We start from the raw sequence: 18,841 nt of genomic DNA, 5'->3' as shown, positions 1-18,841 counted from the left end.
TGAAATCCTGCCCTTGCCGAATGATGACGTGGCTCTATCCTATGCGGCATCGAGTCGCTTGAGCGGGGAGCTTGATGCGGATTACCGGAAGCTGTCATTGCGGCAATATCGCCTTCGACGCGGAGGGCGAGTTCGATACGGCGATGGAGTGCAACTGTTCTTTCTGCCGGCGCAAAGGGGTGTTGCTGGCTTTCGTTCCGCGCAGTCAGTTCCAGCTCGCTACCTCGCAGGAGAAACTATCTTCCTACCAGTTCAACAAGCATGTGATCACGCATTACTTCTGCGCCTATTGCGGCATCGCGCCGTTCAGTGAGGCGACGATGCCGAATGGTACGGAGATGGCGGCGATCAATCTGAGATGCGTGCCGGAAATCGACATTGCTACACTGACGGTAACCCAGTATGACGGCGCTTCCCGCTAAGGAATATGCCGGACCAAAAGCATAAACCTTTATGTCTAGGCAAACCCTTGTCTTTCAGGGCCTGCCGCCTACATATCGGTTAAATCTGGTGAGCGTACCCCTATTAGACCCCCTCAAAGGGCATATTTTCGACTTTTCCTGGGTATGACCTATGGAAAAGCTTGACGGAACGTTAATTTGTGGGAATCACCATTTCAGGCAAAATAGGCGGAGTGGGTCAATAGCACCGAACATGACCGGTGATCCTCTAGTAGGACGGTCCTGAGTCAAAAACGGCCGCCGAATGGTAATCGGGAATTAAAGGTCATTCCGTTACGTGTTGGACAGTGATTCGCGGCAAAGGCGGTCAAACCCGTCTTCAGCCGGTGGCCACGAAGCGCGGCGAAAGTGGCGTTCAGGGAAAGTGACTAAATACATGGCAACAAAAGTCAAAGAAAACGAAGAAGCTGAGAACGAACGCGAAGGCTCGCACGACGGTCCGCTTCTCGACCTTTCTGACGACGCCGTCAAGAAGATGATCAAAGCCGCCAAGAAGCGCGGCTATGTGACCATGGACGAGCTGAATTCGGTCCTTCCGTCGGAGGAAGTCACCTCCGAGCAGATCGAAGACACGATGGCGATGCTGTCGGACATGGGCATCAACGTCGTCGAAGACGAAGAGGCAGAAGAAGCCACCGCCAGCGACGATGATGCTGACGGCGACAGCGACGATAACGAGAGCGAAGGCGGCGAAATCGCCACCACCTCCAGCACCGCGCTCGCGACTGCGAAGAAGAAAGAGCCGACCGACCGTACCGACGACCCGGTGCGCATGTATCTGCGCGAAATGGGCTCCGTCGAGCTTCTGTCGCGCGAAGGCGAAATTGCGATCGCCAAGCGCATCGAGGCCGGCCGCGAAACGATGATCGCGGGGCTCTGTGAGAGCCCGCTGACCTTCCAGGCGTTGATCATCTGGCGTGACGAACTGAACGAAGGCACGACGCTGCTTCGCGAGATCATCGATCTCGAAACGACCTATTCTGGTCCCGAAGCCAAGGCTGCGCCGCAGTTCCAGAGCCCGGAAAAGATCGAGGCCGACCGCAAGGCTGCCGAAGAAAAGGAAAAGACCCGCAAGGCTCGGTTCTCCGCGGCCAATGACGACGACATCACCGCCGTCGGCGGCGAAGGCATGAACCTCGAGGAAGAGGAAGAGGACGACGACGAGTCGAGCCTTTCTCTTGCCGCGATGGAAGCCGAGCTGCGTCCGCAGGTCATGGAGACGCTCGACACGATCGCCGACACCTACAAGAAGCTGCGCAAGCTGCAGGACCAGCAGGTCGAGCAGCGTCTGGCGGCAACCGGTACGCTGTCGTCCGCCCAGGAGCGCCGTTACAAGGAACTCAAGGACGAGCTGATCACCGCGGTGAAGTCGCTGTCGCTCAACCAGAACCGCGTCGATTCTCTGGTCGAGCAACTCTACGACATCTCCAAGCGCCTGATGCAGAACGAGGGCCGCCTGTTGCGTCTCGCCGAATCCTACGGCGTCAAGCGTGATAGTTTCCTCGAACAGTACCAGGGTGCGGAACTCGATCCGAACTGGATGAAGTCGATCGCCAATCTGGCCGCCCGCGGCTGGAAGGAGTTCGCGCGCGCCGAGAACACGACGATCCGCGATATCCGCCAGGAGATCCAGAACCTTGCGACGGAAACCGGCATCTCGATCGCCGAATTCCGCCGGATCGTCTCGATGGTGCAGAAGGGCGAGCGTGAAGCGCGTATCGCCAAGAAGGAAATGGTCGAAGCGAACCTTCGCCTCGTCATCTCGATCGCCAAGAAGTACACGAACCGCGGTCTGCAGTTCCTCGACCTCATTCAGGAAGGCAATATCGGCCTGATGAAGGCGGTCGACAAGTTCGAATACCGTCGCGGTTACAAGTTCTCGACCTATGCGACGTGGTGGATTCGTCAGGCGATCACCCGTTCGATCGCCGACCAGGCCCGCACGATCCGTATTCCGGTGCACATGATCGAGACGATCAACAAGATCGTCCGCACATCGCGCCAGATGCTGCACGAGATCGGCCGCGAGCCGACCCCGGAAGAACTGGCCGAAAAGCTCGCCATGCCGCTCGAAAAGGTCCGCAAGGTCCTGAAGATCGCCAAGGAGCCGATCTCGCTCGAAACCCCGGTGGGTGACGAAGAGGATAGCCATCTCGGCGATTTCATCGAGGACAAGAACGCCCTTCTGCCGATCGACGCCGCCATCCAGGCGAACCTGCGCGAAACCACGACCCGTGTTCTCGCCTCGCTCACCCCGCGTGAAGAACGCGTGCTGCGCATGCGCTTCGGCATCGGCATGAACACCGACCACACGCTCGAAGAAGTCGGCCAGCAGTTCTCGGTTACCCGCGAACGTATCCGTCAGATCGAAGCCAAGGCGCTGCGCAAGCTCAAGCATCCGAGCCGCAGCCGCAAGCTGCGGAGCTTCCTGGATAGCTGAGCGGTTTCAGCGGTTGGAAAATCAGAGACCCGGTTTGCGAGAGCAGGCTGGGTTTTTCCGTTACAGGAGGATGCTGCGCCCGCCGAGGGCGTTTGCCGCGGAAGCGAACCGCTTGTCCAGCGTAATGATTTCCGCGCCGGCTTCCATTGCGACGGCGAGATGCAGTGCGTCGCCCGAGCGGAGGCCAACGTCGATATCGTCGGCGAGCCGCGCGGCCGCGACGAAATGGCGAGAGAATATCGGGAGTATTTCGAGGGATTGAGAGGCCATGCGATTGAATCCCGCCAGTGCCAGTTGCCGCAGTTCCTGGGGCATTCGTTCGTGTCTCGCTTTCACCGAGAGTGCGGACGAAAACTCGGTGATTGTCCACTCGCTGACGAGAGTTCGCCGGTCTCCGTTCTTCGCAAACCAGTCGAGCACTCTTTCGACGGATGTCTCTCCCACCAGCAAAGCAATCAGGGCTGATGTATCGATGTAGAACATCAGTAGCGCTCGTCGTCCCTGAAACGTCGCATGAATGTTCCGGCGTCTTCACTTTGCGGAGGCATTTTCTCTCGGATCGCCTTGAGCATCTCGAAGTCGATCGGCTGCTTTCTCAACCGCGGAGGCGCAAGCTGCGCGACTGCCAGTCCGTCGCGTGTAATCTCAACCGTTTCGCCTTGGGCGACGCGGTCAATCAATTCGCCGAGTTTTTCTTTTGCTTCCGCCAGAGTGATCGCAGTCATGGTGATCTCCTGATCAATCCCTGCAAATATACGTCCGAAGCGTCGTTTCCGCAATCAATGCCCGACCGAGCTCGAAAACACGTTGACCACCACGACGCCGGAGATGATCAGGCCGAGGCCGATCATGGCGGCAGTATCCAGGGTCTGGCGGAACAGGATCAGGCCGACGGCCGAGATCAGCACGATGCCGAGGCCGCTCCAGATCGCGTAGGCGATGCCGACCGGCAGGGTGCGCAATGCGATCGACAGGAGATAGAAGGCGGTCCCGTAGCACAGCCCCATCAGGATGGTCGGCAATGCGCGGGTGAACTGCTGGCTCTGCTGCAGGAAGGTCGTGCCGATGACTTCCAGCACGATTGCACCGGCAAGCGAGCCGTAGGTGAGGATTGCCGGGTTCATTTTTCGTTACTCTTGTTTCGTGAGGTTATGCAACTGGTCGCGGAGTTCGGCGAGTTCTTTTGCCGGTAAACCGTCCGCCTCCATGAGATTGGCAAGCCAGATGCCGTCGGCGGCGTAACGCGCGAGCTTGAAGGTCGGATGACTGTCGGTCTGCGCATGTTGCGCGAGCCGATCGCGCATCCATTCCGACCAGATTTGCCTGAGCCGCGGATCGGTCATGCAGGAGATCGACAGCGCCGCCCAGGGGCTTTCAGGTCCGTCGCGGGTCACCTGGAAAAAGGCGTCGACATAGGCGCGCGTGAACCGGCCCCGATCGGTTTCGTCCTCGCTCATCAGCCGGTCGATTTCCATATCGAGCTTGCCGAGGAGGTCTTCGAAGACGGCTTCGATCAAAGCCTGCTTGCTCGGAAAATGATGCAGCAACCCGCCCTTGGTGATGGAGGCCGCATCGGCGACCGCCTGCAGGGTGAGGCTGGCGAGACCTTCGGAAACGGCGCATCGCGCCGCATGATCCAGGAGGGATCGCCGCACTTGTTCGGGTTGTTTTTCGCGTCTGTGAGCTTTCGACATGAATTAAACATACCGTATGGTCGGTTTGTTTGCAACGGCAAATTCCTTCCAAATCCCATGGCGGAGAGGGGCGGCAGCGCAACTCGCTCCCGGAAAGCTGGATTTTGCGTTGTTTTGATCATTCGGGGACTCGATCCGGCCGGCTTTCCATCTTACATCCGCTGCCATGACGGATTTATCTGGAAAGCCGCGCGGCGACATAAGATGGGGCATTCCTGCCTCCATCCTAGTGCATGTCGTTTTCGTGGCGGCCCTGTTCTTGCACCTGCCGGCCGATTCCTCCGAGCCGCAGAAGGAGGAGACCGTCCAGGTCGAAATCGTGCCTCCGCCGGAAGAGCCCGAGAAGAAACCGGAAGAGAAGAAGAAGCCCGAGGAAAAGAAGGCCGAGGAGGCGAAACCGGAGGAGAAGAAACCTCCGGAACCTGCAAAACAGGAAGAGGCTAAGAAGGCGGAGCCTCCACCCCCGCCGCCCCCGCCGCCAAAGCAGGAGGAGGCGAAAAAGCAGGAGCCACCGCCGCCTCCGCCGACGCCTGAGGAAAAGCCCGCCGAGGAGGCCAAGAAGCAGCCTTTGCCGGTTCTGCGCCCCGTCGTTGAATTCGGTGAGAAGGATGCCGGGCCGAAGAAGTCTCTGACCGGTAATGCATCGAAGGAAACGACCAACCCACCTGCCGAGAGCAAGGCGGAAGCGAAATCCGTCGAACCGGTAAAGCAGGCGAAGGAAACGCCTACCGTCGTGGAGGCACCACCGGCCAATCCGGTGCCGGACGATATCCATCTGCCTGAGGTCGGCATTGCGGCAGCCAACGGATTGCAGAACGGTCCCATTGCCGGCACCTCGCCGGATGCGACCAAGACCGAGATCGTGACGGCGCCGCCAACCGCGTCGCCCAAGAGCGACCCGTCCAAGACGCCGACCCCCGGCAAGCCGGTCGAACTGACCGAGGCGAAGACGCTGTTTTCGCAGAGCGAAACGGGCGATGCTATTGCCACGACGGCGATGGGCGATGTGCCGCGAGGGGTGCGCGCCGGCCAGCTCTGCGCGACGGAACTTCGCGAGCAGCTGCGACATTCCGCTCAATCCTACAGACCGGAAATGCTGCCGGCCTATCGTCTGCCGAGCGGCACTGTTCTCGAAGTCAGGCGGGGTGCGTTCCGGGCCAATGCGCAGTGGTACGACCTGAGTTTCCGCTGCGAGGTCGACGACAACGCAACCAAGATCGTGTCCTTTGCATTCGACATCGGCGCGCCGGTGCCGCAAAGCGAGTGGCGCAAGCGCGGTTTTCCGGAATTGTGAGGAACGTCCCGGCACCGCCTAATCGTGATATAGCCGACGCAGGTATCACAAAAGGCTCCGCTTGGGTTGATTGACCCTCGATCCGCGTCGACTATGCTGCGGCCACATTCAAGATGAGGCCTGCCATGAAAGCCATGTTCTACGATGCCTTTGAAAAGGCGCCGGAAATCCGCAATGTTCCCGATCCGGAGCCGACATTTGACGGTGTCGTGGTCAAGGTCGGCGCGAGCGGGCTCTGCCGCAGCGACTGGCATGGCTGGATGGGGCACGATCCGGATATAAAGCTGCCGCACGTGCCGGGCCATGAGCTGGCCGGCAAGGTGATGGCGACCGGCAAGGGCGTCATGCGCTTCAAGATCGGCGATCGGGTGACGGTGCCGTTTGTGTCGGGCTGCGGCCATTGTTCTGAATGCCATTCCGGCAACCAGCAGGTTTGCCCCAACCAGTTCCAGCCGGGCTTTACCCATTGGGGCTCGTTCGCCGAATATGTGGCGATCGACTATGCCGACACCAATCTCGTGCACCTGCCCGAAGAAATCGACGATGCGACGGCGGCGAGCCTCGGCTGCCGGTTCGCGACCTCTTTTCGAGCGGTTGCCGACCAGGCCCGCACCGGGCCTGGCGACTGGGTCGCGGTGCATGGCTGCGGCGGCGTCGGCCTGTCGGCGATCATGATCGCCACGGCGCTTGGAGCGAACGCGATCGGCATCGATCTTTCCGAAGACAAGCTGGCGTTCGCCCGCCAATGCGGTGCGGTCGCAACCATCAATGCGAGCACGGTCGCCGATGTCGTTGAGGCGGTTCGCGAGATCACCGGGGGTGGCGCGCATGTGTCGATCGACGCGCTCGGCCATCCGGTCACCTGCTTCAATTCGATCAAGAATCTCCGCCGCCGCGGCCGGCATGTGCAGGTCGGGCTGATGCTCGGCGAGCACGCCGCACCCTCGATCCCGATGGCACAGGTGATCGGCCACGAGTTGGAAATCTATGGCAGCCACGGCATGCAGGCCTGGCGTTACGACGCGATGCTTGCCATGCTGAAGGCCGGCAAGATGAAGCCGCAGCAGCTGATCGCCAAGCGGATCAGCCTGGAAGAGGCAGTGCCCGGCCTGATGACGTTGGACAGATCCGAAACGCCGGGCATCAGCGTGATCACCACGTTCTGACGGGCGACGCGGCGATTGTTCGCCGTCGATGGCCGGAGCATTCCGCTTCGGCCGCTTGGGTGACGGTTTGGGGCGCCCTATATCGAACACATGCGTCGAACCCGAAAGGACGAACCATGAATGTCAGGGCACAGAAAATTCCAGGGCCGGATCATCCGATCACCGTCGAGCATAACCCCTCGCGGGTGGTCGTGAAGCTCGGCGGCAGGGTGATCGCCGACAGCGTCAATTCGCTGACCTTGCGCGAGTCCTCCTATCCGCCGGTCCACTATATCCCGCGGAAAGATGTGGATATGTCGCTCCTTGAGCGGACCGACCACCAGAGTTATTGCCCGTATAAGGGAGAGGCTTCCTATTTCAGCATTCCGGCTGGCGGCGAACGTTCGAAGAATGCCATCTGGTCCTATGAGAACCCTTACGAAGCCGTCTCCGGGATCAAGGAACATGTCGCCTTCTATCCGGACCGGGTCGATTCCCTCGAGGAGCTTGGCGCGCCTGAAGCAGGTCAGTTCTGACAGGCGGATGGGCGGTCGAGCGCGCGCTTGCCGCCCTTCGGAGCTTGTGCGGGAGAAAACCTGAAGGGTGAAGAAAAATCCTCTGCCCTTGTCGACTACGCTGTTATTCCCACGTCCTTGGGGTGTGACCCAACCAAGGAGGAAAACCATGCCTTATGTCGACGGGTTTATTCTTGCCGTGCCCAAGGCCAATCTCGAACGCTACAAGGACATGGCGCGCGTAGCCGGCGCCGTGTGGATGGAAAACGGCGCGTTGTCCTATGTGGAATGCTTAGCCGACGACGTGCCTTATGGGGAACTCACCTCGTTTCCGCGGGCCGTGCAGGCCAAGGAGGACGAGACGGTCATCTTCTCCTGGATCACCTATGAAAGCCGGGCCCGCCGGGACGAGATCAATGCCAGGGTGATGAAGGACGAGCGGTTCTCCGGAAACGAGTGGACGCAGGTCTTCGACGGCAAACGGATGATCTTCGGCGGCTTCGAGCCCTTCCTGACATTGTAGACCGCCGGTGATAGGAGTGCCGTCTCACTGTCGGCGCTTCTATTTCTGCTGCTGGCGCCTTCGCCGATAAAGGATCCCTCCATGTCCCAGACCATGATTTCGATCTCCACAAGCGGCCAGGGGCTCTACGAATTCACCGATACGGCGCAGGATTTCTTGCGCCGCACGCAAGTGGGCGAGGGGTTGCTTACGGTGTTCGTGCGTCATACGTCCTGCTCCCTGATCATTCAGGAAAATGCCGACCCGGATGTCCGACGAGACCTGAAGACCTTCTTCTCCCGTCTGGTGCCGCCGACCACCGATCCCCAAATGCGCTGGGTCACCCACACGACCGAAGGGCCGGACGACATGCCGGCGCATATCAAGGCGGCGTTGACCGCCACCTCGCTCGGCGTTCCCGTCCAGGACGGCCGGTTGATGCTCGGTACCTGGCAGGGCATCTACCTCTTCGAGCATCGCGACCAGCCGCATGTCCGCCAGGTCGTGCTGCATCTTTCACCATGATTCCGGCTTTAAGCAGGATATGAATACCGGCTGAATGACCGGTTAGGATGTTGTTCAGATCCCTTGGGCTAGGGTCGCGCCAATCGCTGGGGAAGGCGAGAACAATTACCTTGGGGGCCGCGAAACCCGGCCCGGATTTCGGAGAACCATTTTATGACCAGCATGATTGTCAAAGCCGGCGCGGCCGCTCTCATCGCCTTCACCGGCCTTTCCGCAACGGCCCCGGTGGCTGCTGCCGCCGGCCCGGACTTCGCCATCCGGGTGCAGTATCGCGACCGTGACCGCGATTGGCGTCAGGATCGCGGCGGTGATCGCGACTGGCGTCCGGATCGCGGTCCGCGCGGTTGCGCTCCGGGGCTGGCAGAAGAAAAGGCAAGCCGCATGGGCCTGCGCCGCGCCCGCGTCGTGGATGCCGGCCGCCGCGTCGTGGTCGTCGCCGGCTTCGGTTATCGGGGTCCGGAGCGCATTCTGTTCGCCAACGAGCGCGGCTGCCCGGTCATCCGCCGCTAGGCTTTAACCCAAAGAGCCCTTCCGTCTCCATCGCCCGTTGACGGAGGACAAGCGCCCCCACCAGGTCTGACGATCTGGTGGGGGCGTTTTATTTTTCGCCTTATCTGCCGGACGGGGGCGGGCGCCATTGGGAAGGGCGTCCGGCTCTGTTCGACAACCCGTCATTATTGCTCGAGGGCAAAGGTGACGTTGACGGTCACCGTATAGGTGTTTTCGCCGCCGGCGACCGGAACTGCCTCGGCGGCCATGTCCTTGGCCATCGCCATGCGCATCATCGGCTGGGGTGCGGGGCGCATGGAATTCTCGCTAATTTCCAGGATCCGCCCGAGCTTGACGCCGGCCGCTTCCGTCAGCGTCTTTGCCTTGGCAAGCGCCTCAGCGACCGCCTTCTTGCGGGCCTCCGTCATCGTGTCGTCCGGCTTGTCGTTGGTGAAGGTGATCTGACCGCCCTGGTTGACGCCGAGCTTCACCGAACGGTCGATCAGGCCGCCGAGCTTCTCGAGATCGCGGACCTTGAGGGTCAAAGTGTTGGAAACCTCGTAACCGATGACCTGCGGCGGCTGCATGACGCCGTTCTTCGCCTCGGGCTGGCGGTATTGCGGGTAGATCGAGAAATTGCTGGTCTGGATATCGCGATCGGCGATGCCGTCGCTCTTGAGGGCCGACAGCACATCCTTCATGGCGCCGCTGCTGGCCGAAAGCGCGGCTTGCGCCGTCTGGCCGTTGCGAACCACCGCAAGCGTCAGGATGGCCATGTCGGGCGCCACGGAGGCCTGACCTTCGCCGAGCACATTGATGACCGGTTCGCGGGGACGGACATCCTGGGCAAAACCCTGACCCGCAGAAGAAATGGCGATCGCACCGGCAAATGTGGCTGCAAGGACGATACGTGACGACGAAAGCGCAGCGCGCATGGATGTTCTCCCCGATCTGTCCGGGCGGAAGGGACGTTTCTCCCTCGACCCGCCCGTCATGTTGCATCTACCCCGCGAACAGATCCAACCGGGAATCGGCTCGGCATATTCGCGCCAGACGAGCCTACCTGCCGGTTGATTGTGAAGCTATTGCGGCAACGGCTTGTGGCTTCCGATGAATTACGTTAGAGCGAACCTCCGGGTGAGGGCGGACCATTGCGCCCCACTTCTGCCGGATCGGCGGGCCTGTAGCTCAATGGTTAGAGCCGGCGGCTCATAACCGCTTGGTTGGGGGTTCGAGTCCCTCCGGGCCCACCATTTTTGTCTTCGGACGTTGTTTTTCCATCGTTTTTTCCTCGATTTGTCTCACCGGTGTAGCCGGACGCGAGATTCTGCAGTTTTGACACTTGGTTTTGCAAAATCGCTGTAGCCGGGCGCGACGGTTGTTTGCCGACCTCACGCTTCAGTGGATTTATTTTTTACCGCCTAGAGCCTTTGGCATTCTGACATTCACAATCTCGTCCAAGATCTCTAAGAGCTTCAGCATCTTCGCCAGATTTTCGTCTCCCATGTAGGCGCAAATGGCTTGAGACAGGGCTAATATTGATGCGTCAGCCGGTAGGTCCTTATCAATCGATCGACATGCCTTCCGCAGGCCCTCCATACAGGCGCGCACTTGTTTGCCATCATTGTGGGCGACGGCGTTCCTGAGATCATTAAAGCGGATGAGTGCTACCGTGAGCTTATCAGCACTTGCGGGCTTGCCTAGCCATGCGGCGCCCAGCACAGAAACCTTATGCTGGAAGCCCAGTCGCCCTCTGCCCTCAGTGATTTTTTCGGCAAACGGAAGTAGCTTCTTCAGCACCGCATCTACTTCCAACTCCAGAGCGGCGTGATAGGTGAGCACCTCGACCGCGAAGGTGTTCAACGCGTTTCCTGCCTCCGCAAGCCGTAGGATGCCCGCTAGAGAATCGTAGTCGACCTGCGCCACGCTATCGCGCCCCGTTGTCGAGTTGGTGCGCTAGTTCCATTTCTAGCTGCTCCTCCGGTTCCAGCGGCTTCATAACGTTCCGGTAGGCTCTCTGCATCAACCGAGGCGCTTCGTCATGATCAGATGCGTGGATCATTGTGAACATATGTTTGCCGCTCTGGCCCTCATGCTCGTAGATGGGAAATGAGTAAACGTTCCGATACCCAAGTTCATTCTTGAAACGGTCTTCGAAAGCCATTTGAAGCGGAGTTGCGCCGAGCTTCTGCAGCTTCGTCCAGTCCTTCCGGCCCCACCATTTCTCCGGAATGTCGGTGTTACGAGTGAAACCTGAGAGCCCACGAGCTAGCCAGCCAACTCCAAGGAAGTAAAAGATCTCGATTTTGTTGTGCCCTGGACCTTTGTGCCGAGCGAGCTTCTGAAGCGTCGCCCATTCACATTCACACATGTACTGGTCAACAAGACAGAAGGTGGCAGTCTTATCTGTGATGATCCCGCTCGATAAAATACCATCGATGCTTTGATTGAAGTCACCGATCAGCACCTGATATTTTCGGGCCGGTTTGGAAGGAGGCTGCTGACTCTGGAGGTCTGTGAGATACTTGGCGCGATCTACCTCCAATTCGCACCAGAAAAACTGTCGGAGGAATTTGGGCTCGCTCTCAACAACAAGTTTGGCAGCCCAGCTATCAGGGTTGTCGGGATCTTTTGGGGCTGCGAACCCGTCGATGTATGCGCCGTGTTTGGTAATAAAAACGAAATACCGGAGATATCTTGCTATTAGCTGGGCCTTATTCTCGGTCCAGACTTTATGTTCGGCGTCCCGCCTCATCTTCAGAGGGGAACGTTGCTCGCCTAGGTTCGAGAATAGTTCGGGATGTTTGGCCATGCTTCATGGCATGGCATAGGGACCGATTCGTCAAGCGGCATTGGATGCGGAAACGGAGCGGTTAACCGGGAATTCCCGGATAAGTTCGCCGTCTACCAAACCACCGCCCTTGCCGTAAGGATCCTGTACTTTGGCTGAAGCGATGTCCAGGCCAAGCTCCTGGACGAGCGGGTTGTTTCCATACGCTCCCCACTGCTTGTGCAGAATTGGAATGCCATGACGTCTGCAGTCGGTGATAATGTCCCTGGCCCACTGGCTGATCATCGGCCGTGAACCATGCCCGCTCTCGCCGCCGCTGATCAACCAGTTTGGCTTTGGGTCCGCTTCGCTGAGACGAAGCGGTCCAATTGCAGGCTCATATGAAACAAACCAGACGGTAGCTGGGATCTCTCTGATGAACCGCTTGCGCTGATCGAAGCGAACCTGATCCTCTGCTGTGAAACCCAGCCAGACATTATGGTATCCTTGGTTCCCCCAATCCGGGGGAAGCATTTTTCGGATGTTCTGAGGTCTCTTTGTGAGGAGTTGCCAATCCAAAGCGGGCGTCTGCCGTATCACGTCGAAGAGATCTGTTCGCCACGCGGGATCGGCCTGGTTGTCGAAAACATCAGCGAGTGAAGCGCAGAACACCCGCTGGCGTCTGCCATTCAGAGCAGCGAACTGAGCGGCTTTCGCTTGCCAGATATGAGGAGCCTTCCAATAACTCTCGGTCGTCCTCTTTCGTGGCGAGTTGCCCCATTTAACGTGTCCCGATCGCTTGGACCATGCTTCAGCGTAACAATTGTCGCAGCCGGGACTGATGTTCGTGCAACCTGTCCAAGGGTTGAAAGTGTGGTCTGTCCACTCGATCGCGGAATTCATTGCCATTGGTTGCTGCCTCCGCAAATCACCTGCTCGTAAGGTACAATCATCCTTTGTTCTCACCAAACGGTAAACCTTTCGCTCAAAAGGAACCGCAGATAATTACCTCCTTCACTTCTTTGCCATGGCCGCCGCCGGCAATAGAATAGGTGCAGTCGACCTCCTCGATCTCAAACCCTGAGAAGGTTTCGAAGACACCCTGGACGGCGTTCAAAGACAGGATGAAACGACCTTTGATCCGGCGGAGCACCTCAGCCATCTCAGCGAAGTCTGCCTGGCTGAATACCGCTTTTCCATAGTCGTCCTCGCTGCCCCAGTAGGGTGGATCGAGGTAGAAGAGCGTGCTCGGCCGATCGTAGCGCTCGATGAAGGCTCGCCACGGCAGGTTCTCAATGACGACACCTGCCATGCGCTCGTGGATCTCTTCGAGCTGCGGTGCAAGTTTCATCAGATTGAAGCGTCCGCCGAGCATCGAAACGCCGAAGGTCTGACCTCGCACCTTACCTCCGAAGGTCAGACGCTGAAGGTAGAGGAAGCGCGCGGCGCGCTCCAGGTCGGTGAGCGTTGAGGCATCAGTGCGTGCCAGCCGATCGAACTCGCGTCTGGAGGTGATCTGGAAACGGAGCGTGTCCAGGAACTGCGGATAGTGCCGCTGCAGGATGCGGAAGAGGTTGGCGACATCGCCGTTGATGTCGTTGATCACTTCCATCCTCGGCTGCTGGTCACGGCGCAGGAAAACGCCGCCCATGCCGACAAAGGGTTCTGCGTAGGCGTCGTGCGGGATCTGATTGATCCGCCGGATGACCTTCTTAGAGAGGATGCGTTTGCCGCCTATGTATGGCGCGGCGGGATTGGTCGGCTCGATCGGCCGGAAATTCACCATGTCAAAAAGCTCACGACTCAGTCACACAAGCCCGGCCCTGCAGGGTACGGGTGCGACGGTTGTGCAAACTTGCTGTCGGACGGGTCTGGTCGCCAAACTGAGGCCCGTCGCTTGGGTGTTTCTGCACCCTGGCCGCCCGGTTTAACCGGGCGGGAATTACATGCTATTGGACCCCTGCTTCTTGTTCGCCAGTTCGATCGTCATCAACCAGCCGCCTGCCTCGTCGAAGCTCCATTCGTGCTGGATCGACGACGCGACCAGGTCGAGGCCGTCCCGGCTGGCGCCAAACCCTGACAGGTTCACAGGCGCTCCTGCCATCGCCCCGTCGCTGCCCTCCATCGTGACGCTGCCCGAGATCGTGCCTCGTCCGAGTTCGCCGGCCTGGGCTTTGCTGGCGTGACCGGCTTCCTCGGCCGAGCGTGCTGGATGTAACCCGAGGAAGCGAGACAGGTCGCCAATGCTGGCCGCCTTTGAGAGCTTCTGAACGCCATCCATCGGATCGAAATACGGTGCCTCGACATCCTTGAACTTGCCGCGACCTTCCGACGAGATCTCGAACGAGATGACCTGGTCGAAGGTGACAGCGATCGCCGGCAGTTCCAGACCAGAAGCGCTCTTTCCGCCGCTCCGCTTGGGCATCAGCATCTTTCCGCCCGCCAGCTTGAGCGTTCCGCCAAACTCCTCGGCCATCTCTTTGACGAAGCCGACGGCCGATTGATTGTACCGAAGCCGGTACGGGATCTCGATCGACGCGATCTCCGGGTCTACGATCGCGGTCTTTCCCGTCTTCGACGCGACCTGGTTGACGATCTCACCGACCGTCGTCTTCTCGAAATGTTCGGTATCGGAGGCCTTGTCCGCATCGACAAAGTCCGCCGATCGGGCGATGATCTTCATCAGATAGCCGCTCTCTGCATCACCTGTGAGGCTGTCGCTTTGATAGGTGAACTGCCCGCCGTTTCGCAGCGGCCCGCCCTCCCAGCCATAGAACAGCTGATAGCGAGTGCCTTCTGCAGGGCTGGCAGGGAACGGAGCGGACACCGCGAACTCAATTTCGAGATCATCAGCGTCACCGCCGTCGTTGTCGGTGAAAGAGACTTGGGTCAAGGATTGAAGCCAACCTGGAATAAGGTCGGTTCCACCTTGCCCGATGATGCGGACGGCCGGCTTCTTCACGATGTCACTCCCAAGCCAGCGTGAACGTCTCGGCCGGCGCCGGTGCGAAATCCTCGGGGATCTGGATCACGGTGTCAGCTTCCACCACACCGGAGAAAGCGATCGCCGCCAGACCGGGGTTTGCTTGCAGGATGGCATCAACCGCGCCCTGCTGCTCTGTCTGGAGTGTCTTGCGGGCGATGCGATCGAGGCGCTCGCCGCCATAGGAGACGGTATAGGCGGTCAAAGCAGCCCTCCAATGCCGGTGATCAGGTTTCGGGCAAAGCCGCCCAGGGACGCGGGCAGCATGATCAGCCCGATCGTGACCTCGACCTCGCGGCCGACGCCGTCGAACGGATGCAGGCGCTCCTCGTCACTTTCGAGGCTCTCGATGACGCAAAGCCCGCTGGCTTCGCCGAGGTAGTTTCCACGCAACCGGATGAAGGGAACGGCCGCCTGCGATCGATGGTGAGCCTTCAGGATCGCGTAAGCGTCCAGGCCGCCGAACACATGTGGCAGGGTCTTCGCCTCAATCGTCACCGTCTCGGCGCCGGCGCCGGTCTTCTGGTAGGTCATGCCGGCGGCAATCGGGTGAGCGGGGAAACGGACTTCGCTCGAATAGGAAAGCCGCTGCGGGTTAAGGCCGATCGTGTAGAGAATGGCGCCGCCGATCGACAGCAAGGCGCCATTGGGCTGAAAGACGCTCATGCTGGCCTGCTCCCCAGATCGTCGTAGGCGCCGGCCATAGCGAGGCGGATTGCTCGGCCCTGTTCGCGCCGTGCCCTGATGGCCGCCATCTTCGAGTTCGGCGAGCTGATGTATTGGGTCACTTTGCTGTTGGAGACCGGCGCGATCGACGATTGCTTTTCGCCCCCGGCTGTTGGCGTGGCGGACGGCGGCACGAAATTGGGCGATATCGTCGGGCTGACCGTGAAGCCGAGCCAGGCCTTGATGCGCTCAGCGATGCCCTGTGCCTCCGCTTCAGCCTTCCCACCTTCGACCTTCAGCTGTTCGATATAACCGTCCATTGATGTGGCGGCCGCTCCGGACATGTCCTTGCCGAGCTGCTGCTCGATCGGCCGTGAAGTCGGAATGGGTATCTTGCCCGTACTTTTGCCCAGGTCACCGCTGTCGGTCTCGGGCTGGACGTCTTTGGCCCGGGCGGCGCGGGCGTTCTCGATGATTGCCGCCTCCTCCTCCAGGAGCGTTTGGATCTCGGCTTTCAGACGTGCAATCGCCGGACCGAGAGCGGCCCCACCATCGGCAGAGTCCTTCTGGCTACCCTGCAGGCGCAGAACCTCATTTTCCATCTGCAGGCGCTGTGCGGCCGCTTCCCTCAGGCGCTCGGGCTCCTCCTCGATCGTCCGTTGCCGATCGAATTCAGGGCTGATCAGCCGGACCGCACGGTCGGCGTAGGGCGACGTTACGCGATCGTATACCTCGCCGGCCTTGACGCCGGTTGCCTCCAATGCGGCACCTCGCCGGGCGGCCTGCTCATATGGCGTCTTCGCCGCATTCTTTGCGTCCGCGTCGACGCCGCCCGCGCTTTCGTGAAGGATCTTAGACAGGAACTCCTCGAACATCGGCCGGTTATCCAGGAGTGGCTTCAATGCTTGGAATGCCTGCTGATCGCCAAACAGCTCATTGATCCGGAACTCGTCTCCCTTGGTCGATTTCATCACCTCGTCGAGGACAGCCATGGGGTAAGACTTGCCCTCCTTTTCGGCCTGCTTTTTAACCTTCTCCAGATCGATGCCTTTTTTGTCGAAGTTCTGAACGGTCTCCCGTGCAGAGAGCTTCGAAAGCCAGTTTCTGAGGTTGGTCGCGGCCTCATCCTCGCTCCCGGAAGTAGTCCGAGCCACCTGGCTCATGGCGATCAATTCGGCCCAGCCGTTCAAGCCCGTTCGCCCAGCACCGGCCATATATGCGCCGAGTGAGGGAAAGTTCTTGGCCATTGCGCCGACTTCGAAGCTTCCCAACTTGGCGCCCTTCGCCATCATGTCGAGTGCCGCCGGAACCTCGTTGTCACGGATCTTCAGGTTCTGTTTCGCCGCAATCATCGCGTCTGCGATGGTTTCACCCTCGGTGCGGTAGGTCATCGCCGCTTTCATCGTCGGATCGAGGATCGCCTCCTGGCTCTGCAGGCCGATACCGGAGGCGGCGTAACGCTGTCGGGCTGAATTGACCTCGGCTTGTGGCTTTCCATAGCGGATGCCGAGCCGTTCGTTCGACTCCGAGATCTTGGCAACAGTTTCGGGACTTGCCATCTCCAAGGTGATCGCGACGTCAGTTGCCGCTCGGTTCAGCTCGCGGAACTTGTCGCTCGCGCGCTCCAGGCCGCGCACGATATTGTCGACGGATGCGAAAGCGACAAGCGCCCCGAATGCGCCCGCCGCGCTCGATTGGAGCAGCCCCATCGTCGCGTTGAGGGCACCCGCCGGCCTCTCCATCTCTTTCAGAGGCGACGTTTTGAGACGGCTAAGGTTGGAGGCTTCACGGCGAAGCGCAGACAGATCTCGATGGGCGGTTCTGCTTGTGGCGCCGAGCTGCTTGATCTCCCGATCGAGATGGCCCGTGCTGGCGGAATTGAGCTGCCGCGCCTCCCGGCCCAGCCGGCTGATCGCCTGTTCGCCGCGGCCTGCCTCGCGCCGGACGTCCGCGAGCTTCCGGTCGAGGCTGCCGGCGTTGGTGTGGCCAAGCTGGTCAGCGGCTTTCTTGATGTCCTTCAGGTCGCGTTCGGCCTGTTCGGCATTGCGCTTCTGGTAGTCCAGGCGGAGCCGGAGGCCGACATCGAAATTGCTCATTTAGCGCCCCTGGTCAGGCCGGCATACAGCATGCCGTAGGTTTCAGCATGGATGCGGCGCGCTTCTTCGTTCTCAAGCAGAAGCTCGTCCCACCACATGCTCATCTCTGGTCGGTAGTGGAGGTAGGCCTTGATGTTGGCGACGTAGCTTCGCCACCTGCGGAGGTCTCCCCTGATGCGGGAACCACCTTCAGCCTGCGGGGCAAAAAATCGTAGCAGGCTCCCGTCACGGCCACCGCGTCGTCATCGTCCATGCCTCTAAGGACGGCCGGCGAAAGGCCGGTCATCATTCCGTAGATGTCGAACAGCGTGAAATCTGCCGATGCGAACACGCGGTCGACGTCCCCAAGCGTCAGGCGACGAACGCGAACCCGCTCGACCTCGGCACCGTCGAGATGAAATGAAAACTGCAGGGGAACGATCTTTTCCCGCGTCTCCGCCGAAAACTGGAGTACCTGTTCTGGCCGTCCAGCTTTTGCTTCCACTTCTGGCGCTGCAGCCGGGGCAACTGCCGGGACTGCCGGCGCATTGTTCAGCTCGCCCCACAATTCAGGCGGGGGCAGCGGGATCACCTCGACCTTCATGTCGGTTGGATCGTCCTTGGACATCGGTGTCTTAACCTGGGCAGTAATCATGCTTCAAAGCCTCCTCAAAGAAATGGCCGGCCGCCCTCGTGACGACCGGCCTTCGCCGCGCTCCTGGATGCGGATCAGGCCGCGATGATGCGATTATGTTCGGCGGTGTAGTTCACGCCGTCGATGATCAGCTCGTTGTTCTGGACGTCGAACTTGTGGACCGTCCGGCCGTTGAACAGGTCGTGGTAGAGGACGATCGAGGACCAGCGCAGGCGGGTTGCGCCGGAGCTTTTCATGCCCTTGACGCCGCCCTGTTCGAAGCCGTTGAGCAGGCCCTTAATGAAGACGATGCGGCCCGTCAGCTGCGGCGCGCCGGCCGCCGCAACTTCGCCGGTGGTGCTTGCCGGGAAGACGTTGAGCAGGCTCTCGTAGTAGCGCAGTTCGGTCCAGTCGCCCGGCTCGCGGCCGAACCGGCTCTTCAGATCCTCATGCACACCGTTGACGGTCATCTCGGCCGTCAGAGGCTGGATCTCAGCCGGCAGCTCGATGCCGAAGTAGCCGCCGCCCATGACCATGGAGATCATTTCGCGGGAAAGCGCCGGCAGCGTGGTTTCGTCGACGCGCTGGCGCTGGTTGGTCTGCTGGCAGTACCAGTTGGCACCTCGAATGATGCGGTCCATGTTGTTC

Annotated in this window: 23 protein-coding genes and 1 tRNA gene; 9 read left to right on the top strand and 15 right to left on the bottom strand. The window is 60.1% G+C overall.

Features of this window, described 5'->3' with window-relative positions:
- The first annotated feature begins 74 nt into the window (after nucleotides 1-74).
- Nucleotides 75-422: a GFA family protein gene (locus ACZ9IU_RS14725; protein ID WP_038544123.1), complete on the top strand. Its 348-nt coding sequence runs from the start codon at nucleotides 75-77 to the stop codon at nucleotides 420-422.
- A 415-nt stretch (nucleotides 423-837) separates the two neighbouring features.
- The gene (gene rpoD, locus ACZ9IU_RS14720) at nucleotides 838-2,901 is read left to right on the top strand and encodes an RNA polymerase sigma factor RpoD (RefSeq protein ID WP_038544121.1); all 2,064 of its coding nucleotides are present in this window, start codon (nucleotides 838-840) and stop codon (nucleotides 2,899-2,901) included.
- A gap of 60 nt (nucleotides 2,902-2,961) precedes the next feature.
- Here rpoD and ACZ9IU_RS14715 read toward each other — a convergent pair whose 3' ends face one another.
- Genes ACZ9IU_RS14715 through ACZ9IU_RS14700 form a run of 4 tightly spaced genes read right to left on the bottom strand, consistent with a single transcriptional unit; the run spans nucleotide 2,962 to nucleotide 4,556 of the window.
- Entirely contained in the window at nucleotides 2,962-3,384 is a 423-nt protein-coding gene (locus ACZ9IU_RS14715) for a type II toxin-antitoxin system VapC family toxin (RefSeq protein ID WP_038544119.1), read from the bottom strand.
- Nucleotides 3,384-3,626, bottom strand: coding sequence for a type II toxin-antitoxin system Phd/YefM family antitoxin (locus ACZ9IU_RS14710; RefSeq protein ID WP_038544116.1), 243 nt, complete (start codon nucleotides 3,624-3,626; stop codon nucleotides 3,384-3,386). Before ACZ9IU_RS14710 ends, ACZ9IU_RS14715 begins: the two co-directional genes overlap by 1 nt.
- Nucleotides 3,627-3,680: 54 nt before the next feature.
- The gene (locus tag ACZ9IU_RS14705; protein ID WP_437179056.1) at nucleotides 3,681-4,013 is read right to left on the bottom strand and encodes a DMT family transporter; all 333 of its coding nucleotides are present in this window, start codon (nucleotides 4,011-4,013) and stop codon (nucleotides 3,681-3,683) included.
- Between the two features lie 18 nt (nucleotides 4,014-4,031).
- Nucleotides 4,032-4,556, bottom strand: a complete 525-nt coding sequence (locus ACZ9IU_RS14700; protein WP_244447423.1) for a TetR/AcrR family transcriptional regulator — start codon at nucleotides 4,554-4,556, stop codon at nucleotides 4,032-4,034.
- A gap of 205 nt (nucleotides 4,557-4,761) precedes the next feature.
- Between ACZ9IU_RS14700 and ACZ9IU_RS14695 the strand changes: the two genes are divergently transcribed.
- The 6 genes from ACZ9IU_RS14695 (at nucleotide 4,762) to ACZ9IU_RS14670 (ending at nucleotide 9,086) form a co-directional block, all read left to right on the top strand.
- Nucleotides 4,762-5,889 (top strand): DUF930 domain-containing protein, encoded by a 1,128-nt coding sequence (locus tag ACZ9IU_RS14695; RefSeq protein ID WP_038544111.1) that lies wholly within the window; start codon nucleotides 4,762-4,764, stop codon nucleotides 5,887-5,889.
- Between the two features lie 125 nt (nucleotides 5,890-6,014).
- Complete coding sequence (locus ACZ9IU_RS14690) at nucleotides 6,015-7,055, top strand: zinc-dependent alcohol dehydrogenase family protein (protein ID WP_038544109.1); 1,041 nt, start codon at nucleotides 6,015-6,017, stop codon at nucleotides 7,053-7,055.
- Between the two features lie 116 nt (nucleotides 7,056-7,171).
- Nucleotides 7,172-7,570: a DUF427 domain-containing protein gene (locus tag ACZ9IU_RS14685; protein ID WP_038544107.1), complete on the top strand. Its 399-nt coding sequence runs from the start codon at nucleotides 7,172-7,174 to the stop codon at nucleotides 7,568-7,570.
- A 148-nt stretch (nucleotides 7,571-7,718) separates the two neighbouring features.
- Nucleotides 7,719-8,072, top strand: a complete 354-nt coding sequence (locus tag ACZ9IU_RS14680) for a DUF1428 domain-containing protein (protein ID WP_038544106.1) — start codon at nucleotides 7,719-7,721, stop codon at nucleotides 8,070-8,072.
- Nucleotides 8,073-8,153: 81 nt separating this feature from the next.
- Nucleotides 8,154-8,576 carry a secondary thiamine-phosphate synthase enzyme YjbQ gene (locus ACZ9IU_RS14675; RefSeq protein WP_038544104.1) on the top strand — a complete coding sequence of 141 codons (423 nt, stop codon included), beginning with the start codon at nucleotides 8,154-8,156 and terminating at the stop codon, nucleotides 8,574-8,576.
- A gap of 153 nt (nucleotides 8,577-8,729) precedes the next feature.
- On the top strand, nucleotides 8,730-9,086 hold the full coding sequence (locus tag ACZ9IU_RS14670; protein WP_038544102.1) for a hypothetical protein: 357 nt from the start codon (nucleotides 8,730-8,732) through the stop codon (nucleotides 9,084-9,086).
- 164 nt (nucleotides 9,087-9,250) lie between these two features.
- Here ACZ9IU_RS14670 and ACZ9IU_RS14665 read toward each other — a convergent pair whose 3' ends face one another.
- On the bottom strand, nucleotides 9,251-10,000 hold the full coding sequence (locus ACZ9IU_RS14665; protein ID WP_038544100.1) for an SIMPL domain-containing protein: 750 nt from the start codon (nucleotides 9,998-10,000) through the stop codon (nucleotides 9,251-9,253).
- A gap of 242 nt (nucleotides 10,001-10,242) precedes the next feature.
- On the opposite strand from ACZ9IU_RS14665, the gene ACZ9IU_RS14660 reads away from it, so the two are divergent.
- A tRNA-Ile gene (locus tag ACZ9IU_RS14660) sits at nucleotides 10,243-10,318 on the top strand.
- 154 nt (nucleotides 10,319-10,472) lie between these two features.
- Here the strand turns inward: ACZ9IU_RS14660 and ACZ9IU_RS14655 are convergent.
- The 10 genes from ACZ9IU_RS14655 to ACZ9IU_RS14610 form a co-directional block, all read right to left on the bottom strand.
- Complete coding sequence (locus ACZ9IU_RS14655) at nucleotides 10,473-10,928, bottom strand: hypothetical protein (RefSeq protein ID WP_162182335.1); 456 nt, start codon at nucleotides 10,926-10,928, stop codon at nucleotides 10,473-10,475.
- 64 nt (nucleotides 10,929-10,992) lie between these two features.
- Nucleotides 10,993-11,877 (bottom strand): three-Cys-motif partner protein TcmP, encoded by an 885-nt coding sequence (gene tcmP, locus ACZ9IU_RS14650; RefSeq protein ID WP_051899767.1) that lies wholly within the window; start codon nucleotides 11,875-11,877, stop codon nucleotides 10,993-10,995.
- A gap of 30 nt (nucleotides 11,878-11,907) precedes the next feature.
- Nucleotides 11,908-12,744, bottom strand: coding sequence for a DUF5131 family protein (locus ACZ9IU_RS14645; RefSeq protein WP_051899766.1), 837 nt, complete (start codon nucleotides 12,742-12,744; stop codon nucleotides 11,908-11,910).
- A gap of 76 nt (nucleotides 12,745-12,820) precedes the next feature.
- Nucleotides 12,821-13,621: a DNA adenine methylase gene (locus ACZ9IU_RS14640; protein WP_038544096.1), complete on the bottom strand. Its 801-nt coding sequence runs from the start codon at nucleotides 13,619-13,621 to the stop codon at nucleotides 12,821-12,823.
- Nucleotides 13,622-13,777: 156 nt separating this feature from the next.
- A complete protein-coding gene (locus ACZ9IU_RS14635; protein ID WP_038544095.1) occupies nucleotides 13,778-14,797 on the bottom strand; it encodes a phage late control D family protein in 1,020 nt (339 codons plus the stop codon).
- Nucleotides 14,798-14,801: 4 nt separating this feature from the next.
- Nucleotides 14,802-15,023 carry a tail protein X gene (locus ACZ9IU_RS14630; protein ID WP_038544092.1) on the bottom strand — a complete coding sequence of 74 codons (222 nt, stop codon included), beginning with the start codon at nucleotides 15,021-15,023 and terminating at the stop codon, nucleotides 14,802-14,804.
- Complete coding sequence (locus ACZ9IU_RS14625; RefSeq protein ID WP_051899765.1) at nucleotides 15,020-15,484, bottom strand: phage tail protein; 465 nt, start codon at nucleotides 15,482-15,484, stop codon at nucleotides 15,020-15,022. Before ACZ9IU_RS14625 ends, ACZ9IU_RS14630 begins: the two co-directional genes overlap by 4 nt.
- Entirely contained in the window at nucleotides 15,481-17,580 is a 2,100-nt protein-coding gene (locus ACZ9IU_RS14620; protein WP_038544090.1) for a phage tail tape measure protein, read from the bottom strand. The genes ACZ9IU_RS14625 and ACZ9IU_RS14620 overlap by 4 nt, the downstream gene beginning before the upstream one ends.
- A 100-nt stretch (nucleotides 17,581-17,680) precedes the next feature.
- The gene (locus ACZ9IU_RS14615; RefSeq protein WP_038544088.1) at nucleotides 17,681-18,214 is read right to left on the bottom strand and encodes a phage tail assembly protein; all 534 of its coding nucleotides are present in this window, start codon (nucleotides 18,212-18,214) and stop codon (nucleotides 17,681-17,683) included.
- Between the two features lie 74 nt (nucleotides 18,215-18,288).
- Nucleotides 18,289-18,834, bottom strand: a complete 546-nt coding sequence (locus ACZ9IU_RS14610) for a phage major tail tube protein (RefSeq protein ID WP_038544086.1) — start codon at nucleotides 18,832-18,834, stop codon at nucleotides 18,289-18,291.
- Nucleotides 18,835-18,841: the final 7 nt, after the last annotated feature.

The sequence above is a fragment of the Mesorhizobium sp. USDA 4132 genome (assembly GCF_056279545.1).
The sequence above is the reverse complement of the archived record's forward strand: the minus strand, read 5'-3'. Positions and strand labels throughout refer to the sequence as shown.